Here is a 16760-nt window from a genome sequence, read left to right on the forward strand (position 1 = left end):
ATCCCGTGCCACGATCCCGCGCCCTCAGGAACAAATTCGTCGACGCTCCGGGCTCGCTCGGCGAACGACTCCGCATCGCCCGCTGGGAACGGTTCCGGCGCTGCTTCCCCGGCATCGAGAACATGAGCGTGGTGGACCTGGGCGGCACGGCCGAGATGTGGCTGCGGGCGCCGGTGCGCGCCAAACACGTCCACCTGATCAACCTGGAGGCACACCCCGCCGAGCTGCCCGACTGGATCACCGCGGAGAACGCCGACGTCACCGACCCGGCGGTCGCCGCCGAACTGAGCGCCAAGGGCGGCTACGACCTGGTGTTCTCCAACTCGACCATCGAGCACGTGGGCGGCCACAGCCAGCGGCAGAAGTTCGTCGCCGCCGTGGAGCAACTGGCGCCGCTGCACTGGATCCAGACGCCGTACCGCTACTTCCCCGTCGAGCCGCACTTCGTGGCACCCGGCTTCCAGTTCCTGCCCCTGTCCGCGAGGGCACGCCTGGTACAGCACTGGCCACTCGTGCACAGCCGCCCGGACAGCCCGGAGTCGGCGATGAACGCCGTGATCAACATCGAGCTGCTGACCCGCACCGAGATGCGCTACCTGTTCCCCCGGTCGGAGCTCCTCAGCGAGCGGTTCCTCGGTGCCCCGAAATCGCTCATCGCCGTGAGAACGGAGTCGGCATGCTGAACAACCTGGTCAACAGACATGACGCGGACCGGCTGCTGCGCAAGGTGCGGAAGCTGGACCTCGACCCGGTGCTGGCCAAGCTGCGGGTGCGGGGCGGTGCGCGCGTGGTCCAGCACTGGTCCCAGGTCGACCCGTCGCTGACCGAGTGGTGGGCGATCCCGGCGGTCATCAAGCGCTGGAACCTGTTGATGACCGGCGATGCGGACACGTCGTTCCCGCAGTACGTGGCCGCCAAGCACTTCGCGCCGCGCACCGATCTGCGCGGTCTGTCGCTGGGGTGCGGCACCGGCGGCAACGAGTTGCTCTGGGCGAAGACCGGCGCGTTCTCCCTCCTGGAGGGCGTGGACGTCGCGCCGGAGCGGATCGACTTCGCCACCCGCGCCGCCGCGGAGGACGGGCTCGCCGACGTCCTGCGCTTCCGGGTCACCGACGTCAACCGGATGACCGCCGACGGTGAGCGCTTCGACGTACTGCTGGGGCTGCAGTCACTGCACCACTTCGACAACCTCGACGAGACGCTGCCGCGGCTCGCCCAACTGATCGAGCCCGGCGGGACGTTCGTGATCGACGAGTTCGTCGGCCCCACCCGGTTCCAGTGGACCGACGCCCAACTGGACGCGGCGAACATGCTGCTCGCCCAGCTCCCCGAGGAGCGGCGGCGGCTGGCCGACGGCCGGATCAAGCACCGCGTCGTGCGGCCCAGCAGGTTGTCGATGGTGCTGGACGACCCGTCGGAGGCGGTCGACGCGGCGGCGCTGCTGCCGGGGCTGCGGCGCGAGTTCGACGTCGTCGAGGAACGACCGTACGGGGGGACGGTGTTGCACATCGCGTTCTCCGGGATCGCGCACAACTTCCGTGACCAGGAGCCGGAGACGCTGGCGCTCCTGGAGCGGTGCTTCGCTGTGGAGGACGCTGCCTTGCCGGAGGTGGGGCACGACTTCGTTGCCATGGTGTGCAGGCCGCGGAGTTCGGACTAAGGGGGTGCCGCGATCTGCCGCCGACCGGCTGCGGCTGCGTCGTGGCTGGTCGCGCCCACGCGGCGGAGCCGCATATCGATACAGCCCCGCGCCCCTGAAGGGGCGCTTCAGGGGCCCGGCGTCGTGAGCAACCGGCCCGGTCGGGCCAAGGCTGCCGCTGCCGCTCTGCTGGCCGGGCGGCCCAGTGCTGCTCGTGAGGTTTCGCGGAGCAGAACGGCCGTGCGGAAGGCGGCCGTTGCCAGGGGGCCGTGGCGGCGGCGGTAGAGGCGGACGCGGTTGAGGGTGAGGAGGGTCCAGAGGCGGGGGGACACCTGGGAGTCGCCTCCCAGGTGGACGGCCTCGGCCGTGGGCTCCAGCTGGGTGGCGTAGCCCCGGTCCCGGGCGCGCAGGCAGTACTCGGTCTCCTCCGAGTAGAGGAAGAAGGACTCGTCCCACGGGCCGCAGGCGGCCAGGCAGTCCCCCGATACGGCCATCAGCGCGCCGGTCGCCCAGTCGGCGCGGGTGGGCCGCCGGTAGGCGGCGGGGTCGGTGACGAGTTCACTCAGGGCCGGGAAGCGCCCGGCCCTGGTGTTGCCGATGACGGCCTCGCCGAGTGCCCGCAGGACGCTCGACTCGCGGCGCAGTGAGTGGTGGGGTGTGTCACTGCCCTCTTCGTAGAGGAGAGGTACGGCGATCCCGACTCCGTCCCCGAGGCTGTCGACCAGGCGTTTGGCGCAGCCCTGCCGCATCCGGATGTCGGGATTGCAGATCAGCACGGTTTCGCAGCCCTCGGTCGCGGCCAGTGCCGCGTTGATCCCGGCCGCGTACCCGGCGTTGTGGCCGGTCTCGACGACGGTGGCGGCCGGGGCCAGCGTCCGGAGCAGCTCGACGGTGTCGTCGGCGGAGTCGTTGTCCGCGACGACCAGTCGGTAGTCGAGACCTGCCATGCCGTCGGGCAGCGCGGCGAGGAACCCGGCGAGCACCGAGGCGCTGTTCCAGGTGACGACGATGACGGCGACGGTGCTCATCGGGACTCCACGAGTTCGGGCGACTTCTTGTCTTCGGTTGCCTGGCGAGGGGCCGGGACAGGGGCGGCGGCCTCGCGGCGGATGAAGCCGAGGTAGCTGCCGCCTGCGCCCAGGGTCAGGAAGAACATCCCGGCGTACATGGGGAAGCTGAGGGCGTCGAAGGTGGCGCTGATGACCAGGGCGACCAGGGCCGAGGCGAGGAAGGCCTGCCCGAGTTCCCGGTCCGACTCGGTGCGGGCGAGCCGGCGGATGGCACCGCCCTGGTGGATCCCGGTGACGAACAGGGCGAGCAGCGCGACCATGCCCGCGGCGCCCATCTCCGCCAGGGTCAGCATGTACTGGTTGTCCGTGAAGAAGTACAGGTCGGGGGTGAAGGTGCCGAACCCCCGCCCGAACCATGGGTGTTCGCTGAGGTAGGGGACGATCGCGCTGTACTTCACGGTGCGGGCCTGGGTGCTGCTGTCGGAGTTGGACAGGAAGGTGGCGAACAGGTTGGTGATGGTTCCGATCAGCCCCGGGATGATCACCTTGAAGCCGGCCACCGAGCCCAGGACGATGCCGATCGCGGCCCAGCGCCGCTGCGGCTTCCAGCGGGGCACCATCACCAGGATCACGATGAAGGCGCCGATGATGGACGTCCGGGACACCGTCAGCGGCAGCGCGCCCGCCATGATCGCCACCGGCCCCCAGCGGCGCAGCGCGCCGGCGTGCCGGCGTACCGGGTCGAAGGCCTGGTGGACGGCGAAGGGGACCAGGATGGCGAGCATCCCGCCGAACTCCAGCGGGTGTGCGGTGGTGGAGCGCGGCCGGGTGAACGAGCCGCGGTCCATGGCGCTGATCCCGGCGGTGCTCGACTGCAGTCCGGGGATGTGGATGGAGTCGGCGATGTTGGTCGCGGCGAAGAAGTCGTAGTAGCCGATCAGGGCGACCACCGTGCCCAGGACGACGAGCCGGCGCATCAGGGTGTCCAGCCGGCTGCGCTCCTGGATGCCGGCCGATGTCAGCACGACGAGCGCCACCCACACGCCGAGCCCGATGAGACCCCGGTCGGCCCCGAGGACCTCCTCGTGCGAGCTCTCCCGGGTCGCGTCCGCGAGGTAGGACAGCAGGACCGCCGCGGCGAGCACGCACATCACCACGCGCGGCAGCCTGGTGCCCTCGGCCGGCAGGACGCGGCCGCCCAGCCAGGTCGCGAGGTACCAGAGCAGTCCCAGCAGGGCGAAGACGTTGGCGGGGGTGCCGACTCCGCCCAGCGCGGGCAGGGTGAGGTTCGACGGGATGAAGTAGGCCAGCACCAGATAGCCGGTGAGGATCGTCGTGGCGTCCAGCCGGCGCACCAGCAGGCCCTTGGGCCGCTCAGGGGGGTCGGCGCGGTGGCGCCGGGGCACGTATCCGGCGACGGCGCGGCCCCGGCGGCGGACCACCGCGACGCCCTCGGCGAGGATGGACAGCAGGAACGCGCTGACCATCCCGGCGATGAGGACCGCGGCGACGTTCTGGTACCGGCTCTTCGACTGCGAGACCGGGGTCTGCGGCAGGACGACCGGCGCCGTCTGCACCACGTACCCCTTCGGCACCTTGGAGGCGGCCTGCAGTGCCTTCAGCTGCTCCCCGGCGAAGTCGGTGAGGGTGGTGGTCTCCCGGAGGACGTTCTCCCGGTCGGTGCCGGTGACGCTCAGGGAGAGCAGCGGGCTGTCCGCCTGCGGCGCGAATCCGACCGTGTACTGGTCCGTGACGCCGCGGGAGCTCAGTTCCTTGGCCGAGTCGCTCGACTGGAGCGTTCTGATCAGCACGTCGGCCGTGACGACCAGCGAACCGCCCGCGTTCGACAGGGGGTTGCCGAAGGTCGGCGCCATGTCGGCGATCGCGGTGGAGTCGAGGAGCGTGACGGAGCTCTGCGACTGGTAGGACACCGGGATGGTGCGGTACAGGTATCCGCCCGCGAGCAGACTGAGCAGGGTGAGGGGCACCATGAAGTACCAACGCCTGCGCATGATCGCCAAAATGTCGGCGAGGCTCATGAGAACTCCCTTTTGGTGGCGGTTCGCCCCGGCGCCTGCGAGGATCGACGAAGACGGAAGGAATCCCTGTGTCGCCTCGTGACGTCGCCGAAGCGCTGCTCCGCCGCTGGTACGTACTGCTGCTCGCGCTCGCGCTGACGGCCGCCGGAGCCTACAAGGTGCTGCATCCCGCCCCGCAGTTCCTGAGTTCGGCGGTGGTCGTCCTCAAACCGCCGGTGACGGGGAACCAGCCGAACCAGCTGACGAACCTCCAGCCGCCGCTCGCCACCCTCTCGTACGGGGTCATCCAGCAACTGGAGTCGCCCGCCGGGCGCAGGGAACTGGACGCCGTCGGCGTGCACGGGACATACCAGCTGATCCCGCGCAACAGCGGAACGAGCGCGACGCCGCGCTATCTGATCCCCTCGGTGCAGGTGCAGGCACAGCGGGGCGACGCCGTGGCGGCCGACACCGCGGTCGGCCGGGTCGTCGAGGTCTACACCAAGCATGTGACGGACCTGCAGGACGCCGAGGGGATCGCCCCCGGATCGCGGATCAGCGCATCCGTCCTGGTCGCGCCGAGCGCCGCCCCGGTGCAGGGCACCAGAACCCGCGCCCTGGCCGGTACGGCGCTGCTGGGGGCCCTCGCCGGGATCCTGGGCGCGCTCTGGTTCGACCAGTACGCGCTGCGCCGCGGGAGGAGGAAAGACCCCCTGGCCGGCCTTTCGGACCCGGTCCGCCACGCCGACGGGGTCGCGGTGGCGGGCTGAGCCGCTGAACTGATCACGCATCAGATGCCGCGGCGCTTCCAGGACTCCCACCACAGCCACTCCCGGCCGCGCTCGGCCACGGCCGACCACACCAGGGGCTGCAGATACGGCATCGTCCTCGGCCCGATCCGTCTGCGCAGCCGTAGCGCGCGGTACTCGGGCAGCGTCGCACAGCCCGGCAGGCACTCCTCGGCGAACGCCACGCATTCGTCGACCGGGACGACTCCGGTACGGCCCCGGTCGTAGGCCCGGTAGGCCCGGCGCAGGGCGTAGCGGGCCAGGCGGGTGTGGACCTGCTCGGCCAGGCGGTCGGCGTGGGGCAGCCGGTCCCCGCACTTGGCGAGCACCGAGTCGAAGGCGACCAGGCGCTGGCGCAGGTCGTCGAGCTGGCCGCCGAAGTCGACGGTGGACATGTTGTTGCCGTGGACGCGGTAGAAGGCCTGGTCTGCGCCGCGGATGTAGCCGACGTCGGCGTGGGCGGCGAGCCGCATCCACATCTCGATGTCGCCGGCGTGCGGCAGGGCGGGGTCGTAGCCGCCGACCTTGCGCTGGAGGTCGGTGCGGACGACGACCTCGGGTGAGGTGATACAGCCGGTGCCCTCGCGGAAGCGGCGCTCCAGCCACCACTGGCCGGGGTAGACGACCGAACCGGTGCTCTGCGTGCGGGCCTTGGGCAGCGGGCCGCCGTGCTGGAAGCGCAGCGGGCGCCCGTAGGCGAACCCGGCCTCGGGGTGGGCGTCCAGGAGTTCGGCCGCCCGGACCAGGGCGCCCGGGACCAGCCGGTCGTCGGCGGACAGGAGGGCCACGTAGTCGCCGTCGGCCCATTCCAGGAGGCCTTCGTTGTAGGTGGCGATATGGCCCTTGTTGGTCTCGTGGACGAGGACCTCGATCCGCGGGTCGGCGGCGGCCAGCTTGAGTGCGGCCTCCGCCGAGTTGTCGGGCGAGGCGTCGTCGATGATGAGGACCCGGACGTCAACGCCGTCCTGCTCGTCCAGGACGCTGCTCACGCAGTCGGCGAGGAAATGGCCGTACTTGTAGCAGGGGATCACAACACTGACGCTGGACATCGGTGGGGAAGCCAATCCCCGTCGGTGGTCCGCGCCCGCCTGGGCGCGGACCACCGACGGTGTGTGGGACGGATCAGTTCTTTTTCTTCTTCTTGAAGGTGGTCTTGCTGGTCAGGGTCCAGCTGTCGGACTTCACCGTGTCGCGGTGCTTGTCCTTCGCCGTGACCGTGACCTTGAACCGGGTGCCGTCCGGCAACGGGGCGGACAGGTGCACGGTGGCCCTGTGGGTCGCCCGGTTGTAGGAGACGACGGCCGTGACATGGAGCTTCCTGGCGGCCTGGGATCCGTCCAGGACGGTCACGGTCGCATCCACGGACGCCACCGCGGCCTTGGCGGGCACGTCCAGGACGAGGGCGCTCGCCGCGTCGGCGGTGTGCGCCACCGAGGACGCGGTCACCTCCGAGGCGGCGACCGACGCCGCCAGGGACGCGCTCGGGTCGTCGGCGGTGAAGACGGGGCCCACCCAGTAGTTCGAGGATCCGTAGGAACCGTTGGGGAAGGCCGAGCCGCTGCCGTACTTGTAGAGCCCGTTGTGGTGCGTGGTGGTGTCGGCCGTGGCGGTGAGCGGATAGGACTTGTGGGCCGCCGCGAAGTAGCCGCCGTCCACCGCGTAGTTGCCGTTCGGCGCGTGGTAGGAGACGACGTAGGCGGTGTCGGCGGTGATCGCCACCGGGGTGGCGAAGGTCAGCGTCTGCCAGCCGGAGGCCGTCTCGTTGGTGAAGGTGCCGCTGGCGAGCAGTGTGCCGTCGTCGGTCCACAGGCTGCCGGTGTGGGTGCCCGTGTTGCCGGTGCCCTTGTAGAAGGTGACTCCGGTGACCCAGCCGGCCGCCGAGGACGTGAACCGGGTGCCCAGCTCCACGGAGTTGGGGTCGGCGGTCATGTCGGTCGTGGCGGGTGTGGTGGAGGAACCCCACAGCGAGCACGGGCAGGTGACCGCGGGCGGTGTGGAACTGGTGGTGAACGACCAGGTCACCGGGGCCGTCATGGCGTTGCCCCACACGTCGGAGGCCTGGACGGACGCCGTGTACGTGGTGTGCAGGTCCAGTTCCGTCGACGGTGTGAAGGTCGCCTTGTTCGACGCGGGGAAGGTCACGGCTCCGGGCACGGTGTTGCCGTCCGCGTCCTTCACGGTGAACGTCACGCTGTCGGTGTCGAGGGCCGAGCTGAAGGTGGCCGACACCGGCGCCGTGATCGACGCGTCGGTCGCCCCGGACGTCGGGGAGAGCGAGGAGACGGTGGGCGGGGTCGTGCTGGCCGCCGAGGTGTCGAGCACCACGTCGACCCAGTAGTTGCTGCCCGAGGACTGCGAGGACGGGAAGGCGCTGGTCGAACCGTAGTGGTAGACGCCGTTGCCGCCGTCGACACCGGTCTGGAGCGCGGTCAGCGGGGCCAGGCCGGCTCCGCTGGAGGCGAGGGTGGTGTCGTAGGAGTATCCGCCGTTGGGGGCGAAGTACGAGGCGACATAGGTGGTGTTGGCCTTGACGGTCACCGGGGTGGCGAAGTTCAGCTGCTGCCAGCCGGAGGCCGTCTCGTCGGTGAAGGTGCCGGTGGCCAGTCGGGTACCGGAGGCGGTCCACAGGCTGCCGGTGTGTGTGCCGGTGTTGGCGGGCGACTTGTAGAAGCGCACGCCGGTGACCGAACCGGCCACGGTGGTACGGAACTTGACGCCGAGCTCCAGCGAGCCGCCGTCGCCGGCGTTGACGGTGCCGGGCACGGCCGAGGCCGGCCAGATGGTGCACGGGCAGGCCTGGGGGCCGACGGTCACCGGGACGGTGGTGACGGCGCCGATGTTGACGCTGTCGTCGACCGCGCGGACCTTGATGGACGCCGAGCCCGGGGTGGTCGGGGTCCAGCTGTAGCTCCAGGACGTCAGACCGGTGGCGGCGTTCCAGGTCGTACCGCCGTCCGTGGACACCTCGACGCGGGCGACCACCCCGCCGGAGTCGGTGGCGGTGCCCTTGATGGTGACCGCCTTCAGCGCCGGGACGGTGACCCCGGAGGCCGGGCTCGTCACGGTGATCGTCGGTCCGGTGGTGTCGGTGGAGGCCGAGGCGGCGACGAGGTTGCTCTGCAGGGTCAGCGGCTGGACGCCCATGTCGGCGAGGATGTTCACCGTCGCCTGCTGCATGCGGGAGTCCTCGGTGACCACCGTGTCGTCGGGGTTGTAGGTGGGGACGTTGGTCAGGCCCCACGACCACTGCACTGTCCCCGACCCGAACACCAGGGCCCCGGAGTCCTGGTCGCGGAACTCGACGAGGTTGTGGGTCGCCGTGCCGTTGCCGTAGATGTTGCCCCAGTCCTGGCGGAGCTTGCCGTCCTCGATGTCGACCGTCGTGGACGACACGTCGATGGCTCCGGCGGGTCTGGTGCTGTTGTCGATGTCGCTGTCCCACTCGTAGCCGAGCGTGCCCGTCGGGAAGGTCGCGGTCTGGCTGGAGCCGAGGCTCGCGATGGAGGTGTTGCGCCAGATGCGGTTCTTGCCGTACGAGCCGGGGACCGTGATGGCGTCGCTGCGGTAGCCGTTCACCGTGAACATGGAGCCCGTGAGGGTGTTCGGCGGCTGGTAGGACTGGCCGTAGTTGGTGCTGGCCGGGTCCATCCAGGTGCCGGTCCAGACGCCGCTGGGGTCGGCGATGCCGTTGCCCTGCGCCATCTTGGTCATCTTGTAGCAGACCAGGGTGCGGTCGGCCGTGCTGGTGCCGTCGATGCTCGGGGCGAGCCGGGTCTTCCAGAAGACCTCGTTGCCGCTGAAGAAGGCCTCCCGTACGCCGGCCTTCCTGGCCGCCAGGACGTTGGAGTACTGGCTCTGCGTCCAGTACTCGTCATGCCCGGACGACATGTACACCTTGTGCTTCTCCAGCTGGGTGGCGCCGCTCGACGACGACACGTCCACGCCGGACGTGTAGGTGACGTCGTAGCCGTTGCGCTCCAGCCAGGACAGCATCATGTACTCGGAGCCGTAGATGCCATTGTCGCCGCCGATGTCCAGCGGCCGGTTGTAGCTGACCTCGTAGGCACGGCCGTCGGGCGCGGGTCCGGTGCCTCCGTACAGGTCCTGGCCGCCGTAGTCGTTGTACGCCTGCCACGTCTGGTCGCTGGTCTGTACGACGATGTTGGCCGTGCTGGAGTCGTTGCGGACGACGAACGGGTACGGCATCAGGCCGTCGCCGTCGGTCTGCGTGAGGTTCGCGATGTACAGGCCGGACACGGCGTCGCTGGGCACGGTCCAGGTCGCGGTCACCGGCCAGTTGCCGCAGTCGACCAGGCCGGTCGTGCTCTTGGTCGTACAACTGGCGGGCTTGGAGTTGTAGTTGGCCGGATACGTCACGGCCGCCTGGGCCGCGGTCGACATCTGGCGGGCGCCGTCGCCGCCGTACCAGCCGAGCCGGTAGATCTGGATGTTGTACGAGACCGGCGACTGGACCTTGAACTGGACGGTGTCCCCGGCCCGGACGCTCTCCTTGGTGGTGAAGCCCTTGATGTCACCGTAGGCGTTGGGCGAGAACCAGTCGGTCTTGGGGCTGCCTGTCTTGGAGTTCTCGCACACGATCGGGTTCGAACCCGACCCGCACGGATCGGACGCCGCCTGCGCGGACCCGGCCAGCGGGAGCACCGCCAATATCAATGCCACTACGACGGCGAGGCGCCCGCCCCGGATCCGTCTGCTCCATTTTCTCATGAGTACCTCTCAGCGGTGCTGTGCAGGGCCGACCCGTGGGGTCGAGGTGATGCGGGGGGTGGCGCTTGAAGCGGGTGTCGATCAGCCGCGGATCGCGTCGGCAAGCGTGTTCACGACGCGCTGCTGCTGGTCAGGGGTGATCTGCGGGTAGAGCGGCAGCGACAGGATCCGGTCCGTCGCCTTCTCGGCGTTCGGGAAGTCGCCCCGGCCGTACCCGAGTTGGCGGTAGGCCGGTGTCAGGTGGACCGGGGCGGGATAGTGCACCCCGGCGCCGATTCCCTCGGCGTTGAGTTTGCCGACGATGTCGTCCCGGTCGGCACCGGCGACCTGGACGACGTACAGGTGCCAGACGTGGACGTTGCCGGGTGCCGTGGCCGGGAGCACGACCCGGCCCGCGGTCGCCAGGTCGGCGAGCATCGCGTCGTAGCGGGCCGCGGCCGCCCGGCGGGCCGCGTTGCCGTCCGCGAGCCGCGACAGCTTCGCCCGCAGGACGACGGCCTGCAGGCCGTCCAGGCGGCTGTTGAACCCGGGCACGTCGTGGCGGTACTTGGCGACCCCGCCGTGGTTGGCGATCGCGCGCACCAGGCCGGCGCGTTCCTCGTCGTCGGTGAGCACCGCGCCCGCGTCGCCGTAGGCGCCGAGGTTCTTGCCCGGGTAGAAACTGGTGGCCGCGATGGAGCCGCTGCCGGGGGTACGGCCGTCGCGGGTCGCGCCCTGGCACTGCGCGGCGTCCTCGACGACCCGTACCCGGTCCGGGAGTCGGTCGGTCAGCGCCGTGACGTCGGCCAACTGCCCGTAGAGGTGGACGGGGACGACCGCGCGGGTGGCCGGGCCGACCGCGTCCAGTGCGGCCTGCGGGTCGAGCAGGTGGCTGTCAGGCAGGCAGTCCGCGAGGACCGGGCGCGCCCCGATCCTGGCCACCGCGCCGACCGTGGCGATGAAGGTGTTGGCGGGCACCACGACCTCGTCGCCGACCCCGACCCCGCTCGCGCGCAGGGCGAGTTCGACGGCGTCGGTGCCGTTGGCGACGCCCACGCAGTGCGCGACACCGCCGAACTGCGCGTACTCGCGCTCGAAGCAGCGCACTTCCTCGCCGCCGACGAACGCGGTGTCGGCCAGGATCCTTTCGAATCCGGCCCGTACCTCGTCGGCGACCTCCTCGTGGGCCGCCTTGAGGTCCACGAGTGGAATCCGGTTCATGTCAGCGGTCCCCCCACTGTTCGTGTCGCCAGTTGTTCCAGCGCGGGCTCGTCCGCCGCGCGCAGCCGTCGGGCCGGGCTCCCCACCCAGACCTCGCCCGGCGGTACATCGCCGAGCACGGCGCTCCCCATCCCGACCAGCGACCAGGCGCCGACCGTCGTACCTTCCCTGACCAGCGCCCCGGAGCCGACGTAGGCGCCCTGTGCCAGCCGCGCTCCCCCGCCCAGGCGGACGCCGGAGGCGAGGGTGGCGTAGTCCTCGACCACGTCGTCATGGGTGAGGACCACATGCGGCATCACGGCGACATGCGCGCCGACCCGCACGGCGGCGGTCAGCACACAGTGCGCGAGCAGGACCGAGCCGGGACCGACCTCCGATGTCCGCGAGGCCGAGGCCGTCGGGTGGATCACGGTGGCGTAGCGCTCCGCGGGAAGGCCGAACCTGTGGACCAGACGGGCGCGGGCCGCGTAGTCCCGGGGGTTGCCCACACAGATCACCACGCCGGCGTCGGTCAGCTCGTGGACCAGGTCGCAGCCGCCGAGGACCGGCACGCCGTCCACCTCGGTGCCGTGCAGGTCAGGTTTGTCGTCGAGGTGCCCGAGCAGCTTGAACTCGCCCGCGTCCTGGACCGCCTGTGCCGTCTCCCTGGCGAAGCCGCCGGCGCCGATGATCACAAGTTCGTTCATCTTCGGGCCTGTTCGCGCAGTGCCGTCACGACGCGGTCCTGCTGCGCCTCGGTCATCGTGTGGAACAGGGGCAGGATCAGCGAGTCGCGGGTGAGGCGCTCGGTGACCGGGAGCGGTGCGTGGGGGTGGTCCGCGTAGGCGGGTTCGAGGTGCGCGGCCATGATCCCGCGCCGGGCGGAGACGCCCGCCTCGGAGAGCGCGGCGAGCAGGTCGTCCCGGCCGACCGGGAAGTCCTCGTCCAGCAGCACCCAGTACGACTGGAAGTTGCTCTGCCCGTGCGCGGGGTCGCCGACGGGGGTGAGGCCGGAAACGTCCCGCAGCAACGCGTCGTAGCGGGCCGCCAGTTCGCGGCGACGGGCGATCATCGCGTCGAGCTTGCCGAGCTGGACCAGGCCGATGGCGGCCTGGACATCCGTCATCCGGTAGTTGAAGCCGACTTCCAAGTAGCTCTCCAGGACCGGCTTGTTGCTGGCGTGGCGGTCCGCGGCCGAGGCGTTCATACCGTGCTCGCGCAGCCGGCGCAGCCGGGCCGCCCACTCGGCGTCGTCGGTGGTGATCATGCCGCCCTCGCCCGTGGTGACGAGCTTGCGGGGGTGGAAGGACCAGGCGGCGAGCAGCGCGCCGTGGCCGACCGGCTTGCCGCCGACCGTGGAGCCGATGGCGCAGGCCGCATCCTCGACCAGAGACAGGTCCCAGTCGGCGCAGGCGGCCCGGAGGGCGTGCACATCGGCCGGGACACCGCCCTGGTGGACGGCGAGCACGGCCTCGGTGCGGGCGGTGCGGACCGCGTCCACCGTGGCCGGGGTCAGGTTGCCGGTGGCCGGGTCGACATCGGCGAACACCGGCTCGGCACCGACGTACCGTACGGCGTTGGCGGTGGCGATGAACGACAGCGAGGGCACCACCACCTCGTCGCCGGGGCCGATGCCCAGCGCGACCAGGGACAGGTGCAGGGCGGTGGTGCAGGAGCTGACGGCGACGGCGTGCTCGGCGCCCACCCGCTCGGCGAAGGCCTTCTCGAAGGCGGCGACCCTGGGGCCCTGGGCGACCCACCCGGACAGGACGGCGTCGGAGGCGGCCTGGGCCTCCTCCTCGCCGAGCCAGGGGATCATCACCGGGATGCGGTCGGTGCTCACTTGGCCGCCTCCCGCTCCGCGCGCCACCACTCGACCAGGTCGCGCAGTCCGGTGCGCAGGTCGATCTCGGCCGTGAAGCCGAGCCGTTCGGCGGCCTGCGAGGTGTCCGCGAGCCGGCGGACCACCGCGTTCACGGTGCGGGCGGGCCCGTGCTCGGGTTCCAGCCCTTCGGCACCCATCGCCTCCAGCAGGCCCTCGGCGAGCTCCTTGAGGGAGGTCTCCGTACCGCTGGCGATGTTGAACACCTCGTCGGTGAGGTCCGATTCGGCGGCCAGGACGTTGGCCCTGGCGATGTCGCGGACGTCGACGAAGTCCATGGTCTGGGTGCCGTCGCCGAGGATCAGCGGCGGCTCGCCCGCCTCGATGCGCTCCATCCAGCGGATGAGCACCTCGGTGTACAGGCCGTGGATGTCCATCCGGGGGCCGTAGACATTGAAGTAGCGCAGGGCCACGTAGTCCAGGCCGTACATGGCGTGGAAGCTGCGCAGCATGCCCTCGTTGAAGGCCTTCGCGGCACCGTAGAAGGTGTCGTTGTTGTACGGGTGGTGGCGCTCGGTCGTCGGGAAGACCTCGGCCATGCCGTAGACGGACGCCGAGGACGAGGCGACCACCTTGGCGACCCCGGCCGCGGCCGCCGCCTCCAGGACGTTGAAGGTGCCGTCGACCAGGACCTCGTTGGCGAGCCGGGGCTCCTCGGCGCACTGGGTGATGCGGATCGCGGCGAGGTGGAACACCAGGTCGGCGCCCTCGGTGACCTTCCGTACCGTGTCGGCGTCCCGGACGTCGCCCTCGACGATCTCCACGGCACCGCTGGGCAGGGCCTGGGCGAGGTTGGCCCGCCGCCCGCGCACGAAGTTGTCGAGTACGACGATCTCGCGGGCGCCGCCCTCGGCCAGGAGGTCGACCAGATTGGAGCCGATGGTGCCGGCTCCCCCGGTGACCAGGATCTTCTTTCCTCGTACGCTGCTCAACTGCTGTGCCCTCTCAGTGGTTTGGTTGCTCAACGGCCGGCGCGCAGGCCGACGACCGCGCCCTTGAACTCAAGGCTTCGCGACGCCGCCTCAAGGATGTCCAGGACCCTGAGGCCCGCGCGGCCGTCGGTGAGCGGCGCCCGGCCCTGTCCGATCGCGTCGCCGAATTCGTCGACCATGCTGCGCAGCGCTTCCTTCTCGCCGATCGCGGGCGCGACCATGTCCCCGGAGCGGTACGAGATGAGCATCTCCCGGCGCTCGTCGGCGCCGATCTCCTGCGGTGCGGCCATGTCCACGCCCCGGTCGTAGACCGAGACCCGCTGCAGGGGGTTGAGGTCGTCCCAGAGCAGGGTGCGCTTGGAGCCGCCCACCATGGTGGTCCGCACCTTGGTCGGGGAGAGCCAGTTGACGTGCACGTGAGCGATGGCACCGGTGTTGAGCTGCAGCGTCAGATAGGCGATGCAGGCCTGTCCGGCGCCGATCGGGTCGGCTCCGTGGGCGGCGACGGCGACCGGTTCGACGCCCGCCGGGAGGATGAAGTCGAGGATCGACAGGTCGTGCGGGGCGAGGTCCCACAGCACGTCGATGTCCTTCTGGACGAGCCCGAGGTTGATGCGGACCGAGTCGACGAAGTGGACCTCGCCGAGTTCGCCGGAGCGGACCAGCTCGCGGATCCGGCCCACCGCGGGGGTGTAGCAGTAGGTGTGGTCGCACATCAGGGTGAGGCCGCGCTCCTCGGCCTCGGTGACCAGGCGCATCCCGTCGGCGTAGGTCGCCGCGAGGGGTTTCTCCACGAGGACGTGCTTTCCGGCGCGCAGGGCGGCCAGGGCGATGTCGAGGTGGGTGCCGGCGGGCGTGGCCACGGCGACGGCGGCGACGGTCGGGTCGGCGAGGACGGCCGCGTAGTCCGCGGTGGCCTCGACCGTCGAGTAGCCGCCGAGGACCCGCCGGGCCCGGTCCACGTCGAGGTCGCACAGCCAGCGCAGCCGGAAGCGGTCGCTGGCCTGGAAGTTGCGTACGAGGTTGGGACCCCAGTAACCGGCCCCGACGACCGCGACTCCCAACGGCTCCTGCGTCACTGTCTTCCTCTTCCTGTGGTCCATCAGTAGGCCCCCGTTCCGCGCACCACCACGGCCCCGGTGCGCGCCAGGATCGACAGGTCAAGGCCCATCGACCAGTTGTCCACGTATCCGAGATCGAGCCGGACCGCCTCGTCCCAGGGCAGGTCGGAGCGTCCGCTGACCTGCCACAGTCCGGTGAGGCCGGGCTTGACCAGCAGCCGGCGCTTGATGTCCGGCGTGTACTCCTCGACCTCCTCGGGCAGCGGCGGGCGAGGGCCGACGAGCGACATGTGTCCCTTGACGACGTTGAAGAGCTGCGGGAGTTCGTCGAGCGAGCTGCGGCGCAGGAACGCGCCGACCCGGGTGATCCGCGGGTCCTCCTTCACCTTGAACAGCAGACCGTCGCTGTTCTGGTTGAGGTGCTCCAACTCCGCGCGCAGGGCCTCGGAGTCGGGCCGCATGGTGCGGAACTTCAGCATGGTGAAGTGGTCGCCGTACCGGCCCACCCGCTGCTGCCGGAACAGGGCCGGGCCGCTGCTGTCCAGCCGGACGACCAGGGCGATCAGCAGCATAGGCAGCGCCAGGAGGAGGAGCAGCAGCGCCGCGAGGCAACGATCCAGCAGTTCCTTGGGCAGCCGCGAGACCCGGGAGAGGTTCGGCGGCTTGATCCGCACCAGCGGCACCCCGTTGGTGGGCCGTACCGCCAGCCGGGCGGCGGCGACATCGGTCAGCACGGGGGCCAGCAGGAAGTCGACGCCCTGCACGGCCGCGGTCCAGGACATCCGGCGCAGGACGGAGGCGTCGAACTCGGGCGCGGGCAGCACCACCACGGTGTTGATGCCGAGGGCCCGGACGACGTCGTTCATGCCGCCGACGCCACCGAGAGCGGGGAGCCCCAACTTGCGTATCTGCGGGGCGTTCTCGGGGTCGGTCAGGCACACTCCGGCGGCCTGGAGTTTCGGGGTGCCGCCGCGTCTGAGCACCGCGACCAGCTCCACGATGCCGTGCGACGGCCCGACCAGGAGCGTCGCGCTCCCGTCCCGGCTGCGGGCCCAGCGCCGGTGCAGCCGGCGGCGCAGCGTGTACCGGATCGCGAGGGCTATCACGGCAGCGGGCGCAGCCGCCATGATCATGTCATGGAGGAGGTCCGAATCCCGGGTGAACAGCCAGTACGCGAGGGCGGCCAGCGCCGGCAGCGCGACGGCCCCACGGAGCACCCGCCGGTACTCCTCGGTCCCCAGCCCCAGCGTGCTGCGGTCGTAGGAACGGTGGACCAGCATGGCCACGATCCAGGTCGGGGGCAGCACCAGGGCCACCGCCCAGCGGCCGTACGCCGCGTGGATCAGGAAGGCCGCGGCGACGGCGGCGAGGCCGTCCGCGACCAGTAGGACGATGCGGTACTTCCGTTCCCAACGTCTTCGGCGGCCATGGGGATTTCTGCGTTCCACAACCGATTGCTCATGCGTGACCTCAATGGTCATGCGCCCCCCACCACATGCGCGGCTAGCCCTGACCGAGGTGCC

13 protein-coding genes are annotated in these 16760 nt (G+C 70.7%); 3 read left to right on the top strand and 10 right to left on the bottom strand.

What is annotated here, in order from left to right:
* The first annotated feature begins 5 nt into the window (after nt 1-5).
* Together EDD90_RS03940 and EDD90_RS03945 are read left to right on the top strand one after the other, a co-directional pair.
* On the top strand, nt 6-683 hold the full coding sequence (locus EDD90_RS03940) for a class I SAM-dependent methyltransferase (protein ID WP_123971761.1): 678 nt from the start codon (nt 6-8) through the stop codon (nt 681-683).
* Nucleotides 677-1660, top strand: coding sequence for a class I SAM-dependent methyltransferase (locus tag EDD90_RS03945; protein WP_123971762.1), 984 nt, complete (start codon nt 677-679; stop codon nt 1658-1660). Before EDD90_RS03940 ends, EDD90_RS03945 begins: the two co-directional genes overlap by 7 nt.
* 107 nt (nt 1661-1767) lie before the next feature.
* On the opposite strand, the gene EDD90_RS03950 is transcribed toward EDD90_RS03945, so the two are convergent.
* Together EDD90_RS03950 and EDD90_RS03955 are read right to left on the bottom strand one after the other, a co-directional pair.
* Nucleotides 1768-2667, bottom strand: a complete 900-nt coding sequence (locus tag EDD90_RS03950) for a glycosyltransferase family 2 protein (protein ID WP_123971763.1) — start codon at nt 2665-2667, stop codon at nt 1768-1770.
* Complete coding sequence (locus EDD90_RS03955; RefSeq protein WP_123971764.1) at nt 2664-4688, bottom strand: O-antigen ligase family protein; 2025 nt, start codon at nt 4686-4688, stop codon at nt 2664-2666. The genes EDD90_RS03950 and EDD90_RS03955 overlap by 4 nt, the downstream gene beginning before the upstream one ends.
* Nucleotides 4689-4756: 68 nt before the next feature.
* Between EDD90_RS03955 and EDD90_RS03960 the strand changes: the two genes are divergently transcribed.
* A complete protein-coding gene (locus EDD90_RS03960; protein ID WP_123971765.1) occupies nt 4757-5437 on the top strand; it encodes a hypothetical protein in 681 nt (226 codons plus the stop codon).
* A 20-nt stretch (nt 5438-5457) separates the two neighbouring features.
* Here EDD90_RS03960 and EDD90_RS03965 read toward each other — a convergent pair whose 3' ends face one another.
* The 8 genes from EDD90_RS03965 to EDD90_RS04000 all read right to left on the bottom strand — a co-directional run bounded on the left by EDD90_RS03965 (nt 5458) and on the right by EDD90_RS04000 (nt 16718).
* The gene (locus EDD90_RS03965) at nt 5458-6504 is read right to left on the bottom strand and encodes a glycosyltransferase (protein WP_123971766.1); all 1047 of its coding nucleotides are present in this window, start codon (nt 6502-6504) and stop codon (nt 5458-5460) included.
* Between the two features lie 73 nt (nt 6505-6577).
* Nucleotides 6578-10051 carry a DUF4082 domain-containing protein gene (locus EDD90_RS03970; protein WP_260327619.1) on the bottom strand — a complete coding sequence of 1158 codons (3474 nt, stop codon included), beginning with the start codon at nt 10049-10051 and terminating at the stop codon, nt 6578-6580.
* A 213-nt stretch (nt 10052-10264) separates the two neighbouring features.
* Nucleotides 10265-11383 carry a DegT/DnrJ/EryC1/StrS aminotransferase family protein gene (locus tag EDD90_RS03975; protein WP_123971768.1) on the bottom strand — a complete coding sequence of 373 codons (1119 nt, stop codon included), beginning with the start codon at nt 11381-11383 and terminating at the stop codon, nt 10265-10267.
* Nucleotides 11380-12069 (bottom strand): acetyltransferase, encoded by a 690-nt coding sequence (locus EDD90_RS03980; protein WP_123971769.1) that lies wholly within the window; start codon nt 12067-12069, stop codon nt 11380-11382. The genes EDD90_RS03975 and EDD90_RS03980 overlap by 4 nt, the downstream gene beginning before the upstream one ends.
* On the bottom strand, nt 12066-13205 hold the full coding sequence (locus EDD90_RS03985; RefSeq protein WP_123971770.1) for a DegT/DnrJ/EryC1/StrS aminotransferase family protein: 1140 nt from the start codon (nt 13203-13205) through the stop codon (nt 12066-12068). The genes EDD90_RS03980 and EDD90_RS03985 overlap by 4 nt, the downstream gene beginning before the upstream one ends.
* A complete protein-coding gene (locus EDD90_RS03990) occupies nt 13202-14176 on the bottom strand; it encodes an SDR family NAD(P)-dependent oxidoreductase (protein WP_123971771.1) in 975 nt (324 codons plus the stop codon). The genes EDD90_RS03985 and EDD90_RS03990 overlap by 4 nt, the downstream gene beginning before the upstream one ends.
* Before the next feature lie 29 nt (nt 14177-14205).
* The gene (locus EDD90_RS03995) at nt 14206-15255 is read right to left on the bottom strand and encodes a Gfo/Idh/MocA family protein (protein ID WP_260327620.1); all 1050 of its coding nucleotides are present in this window, start codon (nt 15253-15255) and stop codon (nt 14206-14208) included.
* Between the two features lie 23 nt (nt 15256-15278).
* On the bottom strand, nt 15279-16718 hold the full coding sequence (locus EDD90_RS04000; protein WP_123971773.1) for an exopolysaccharide biosynthesis polyprenyl glycosylphosphotransferase: 1440 nt from the start codon (nt 16716-16718) through the stop codon (nt 15279-15281).
* Nucleotides 16719-16760 lie beyond the last annotated feature (42 nt).

Origin of the sequence: Streptomyces sp. Ag109_O5-1 (genome assembly GCF_003814875.1) — a bacterium.
GTDB classification, from domain to species: Bacteria; Actinomycetota; Actinomycetes; order Streptomycetales; family Streptomycetaceae; genus Streptomyces; species Streptomyces sasae.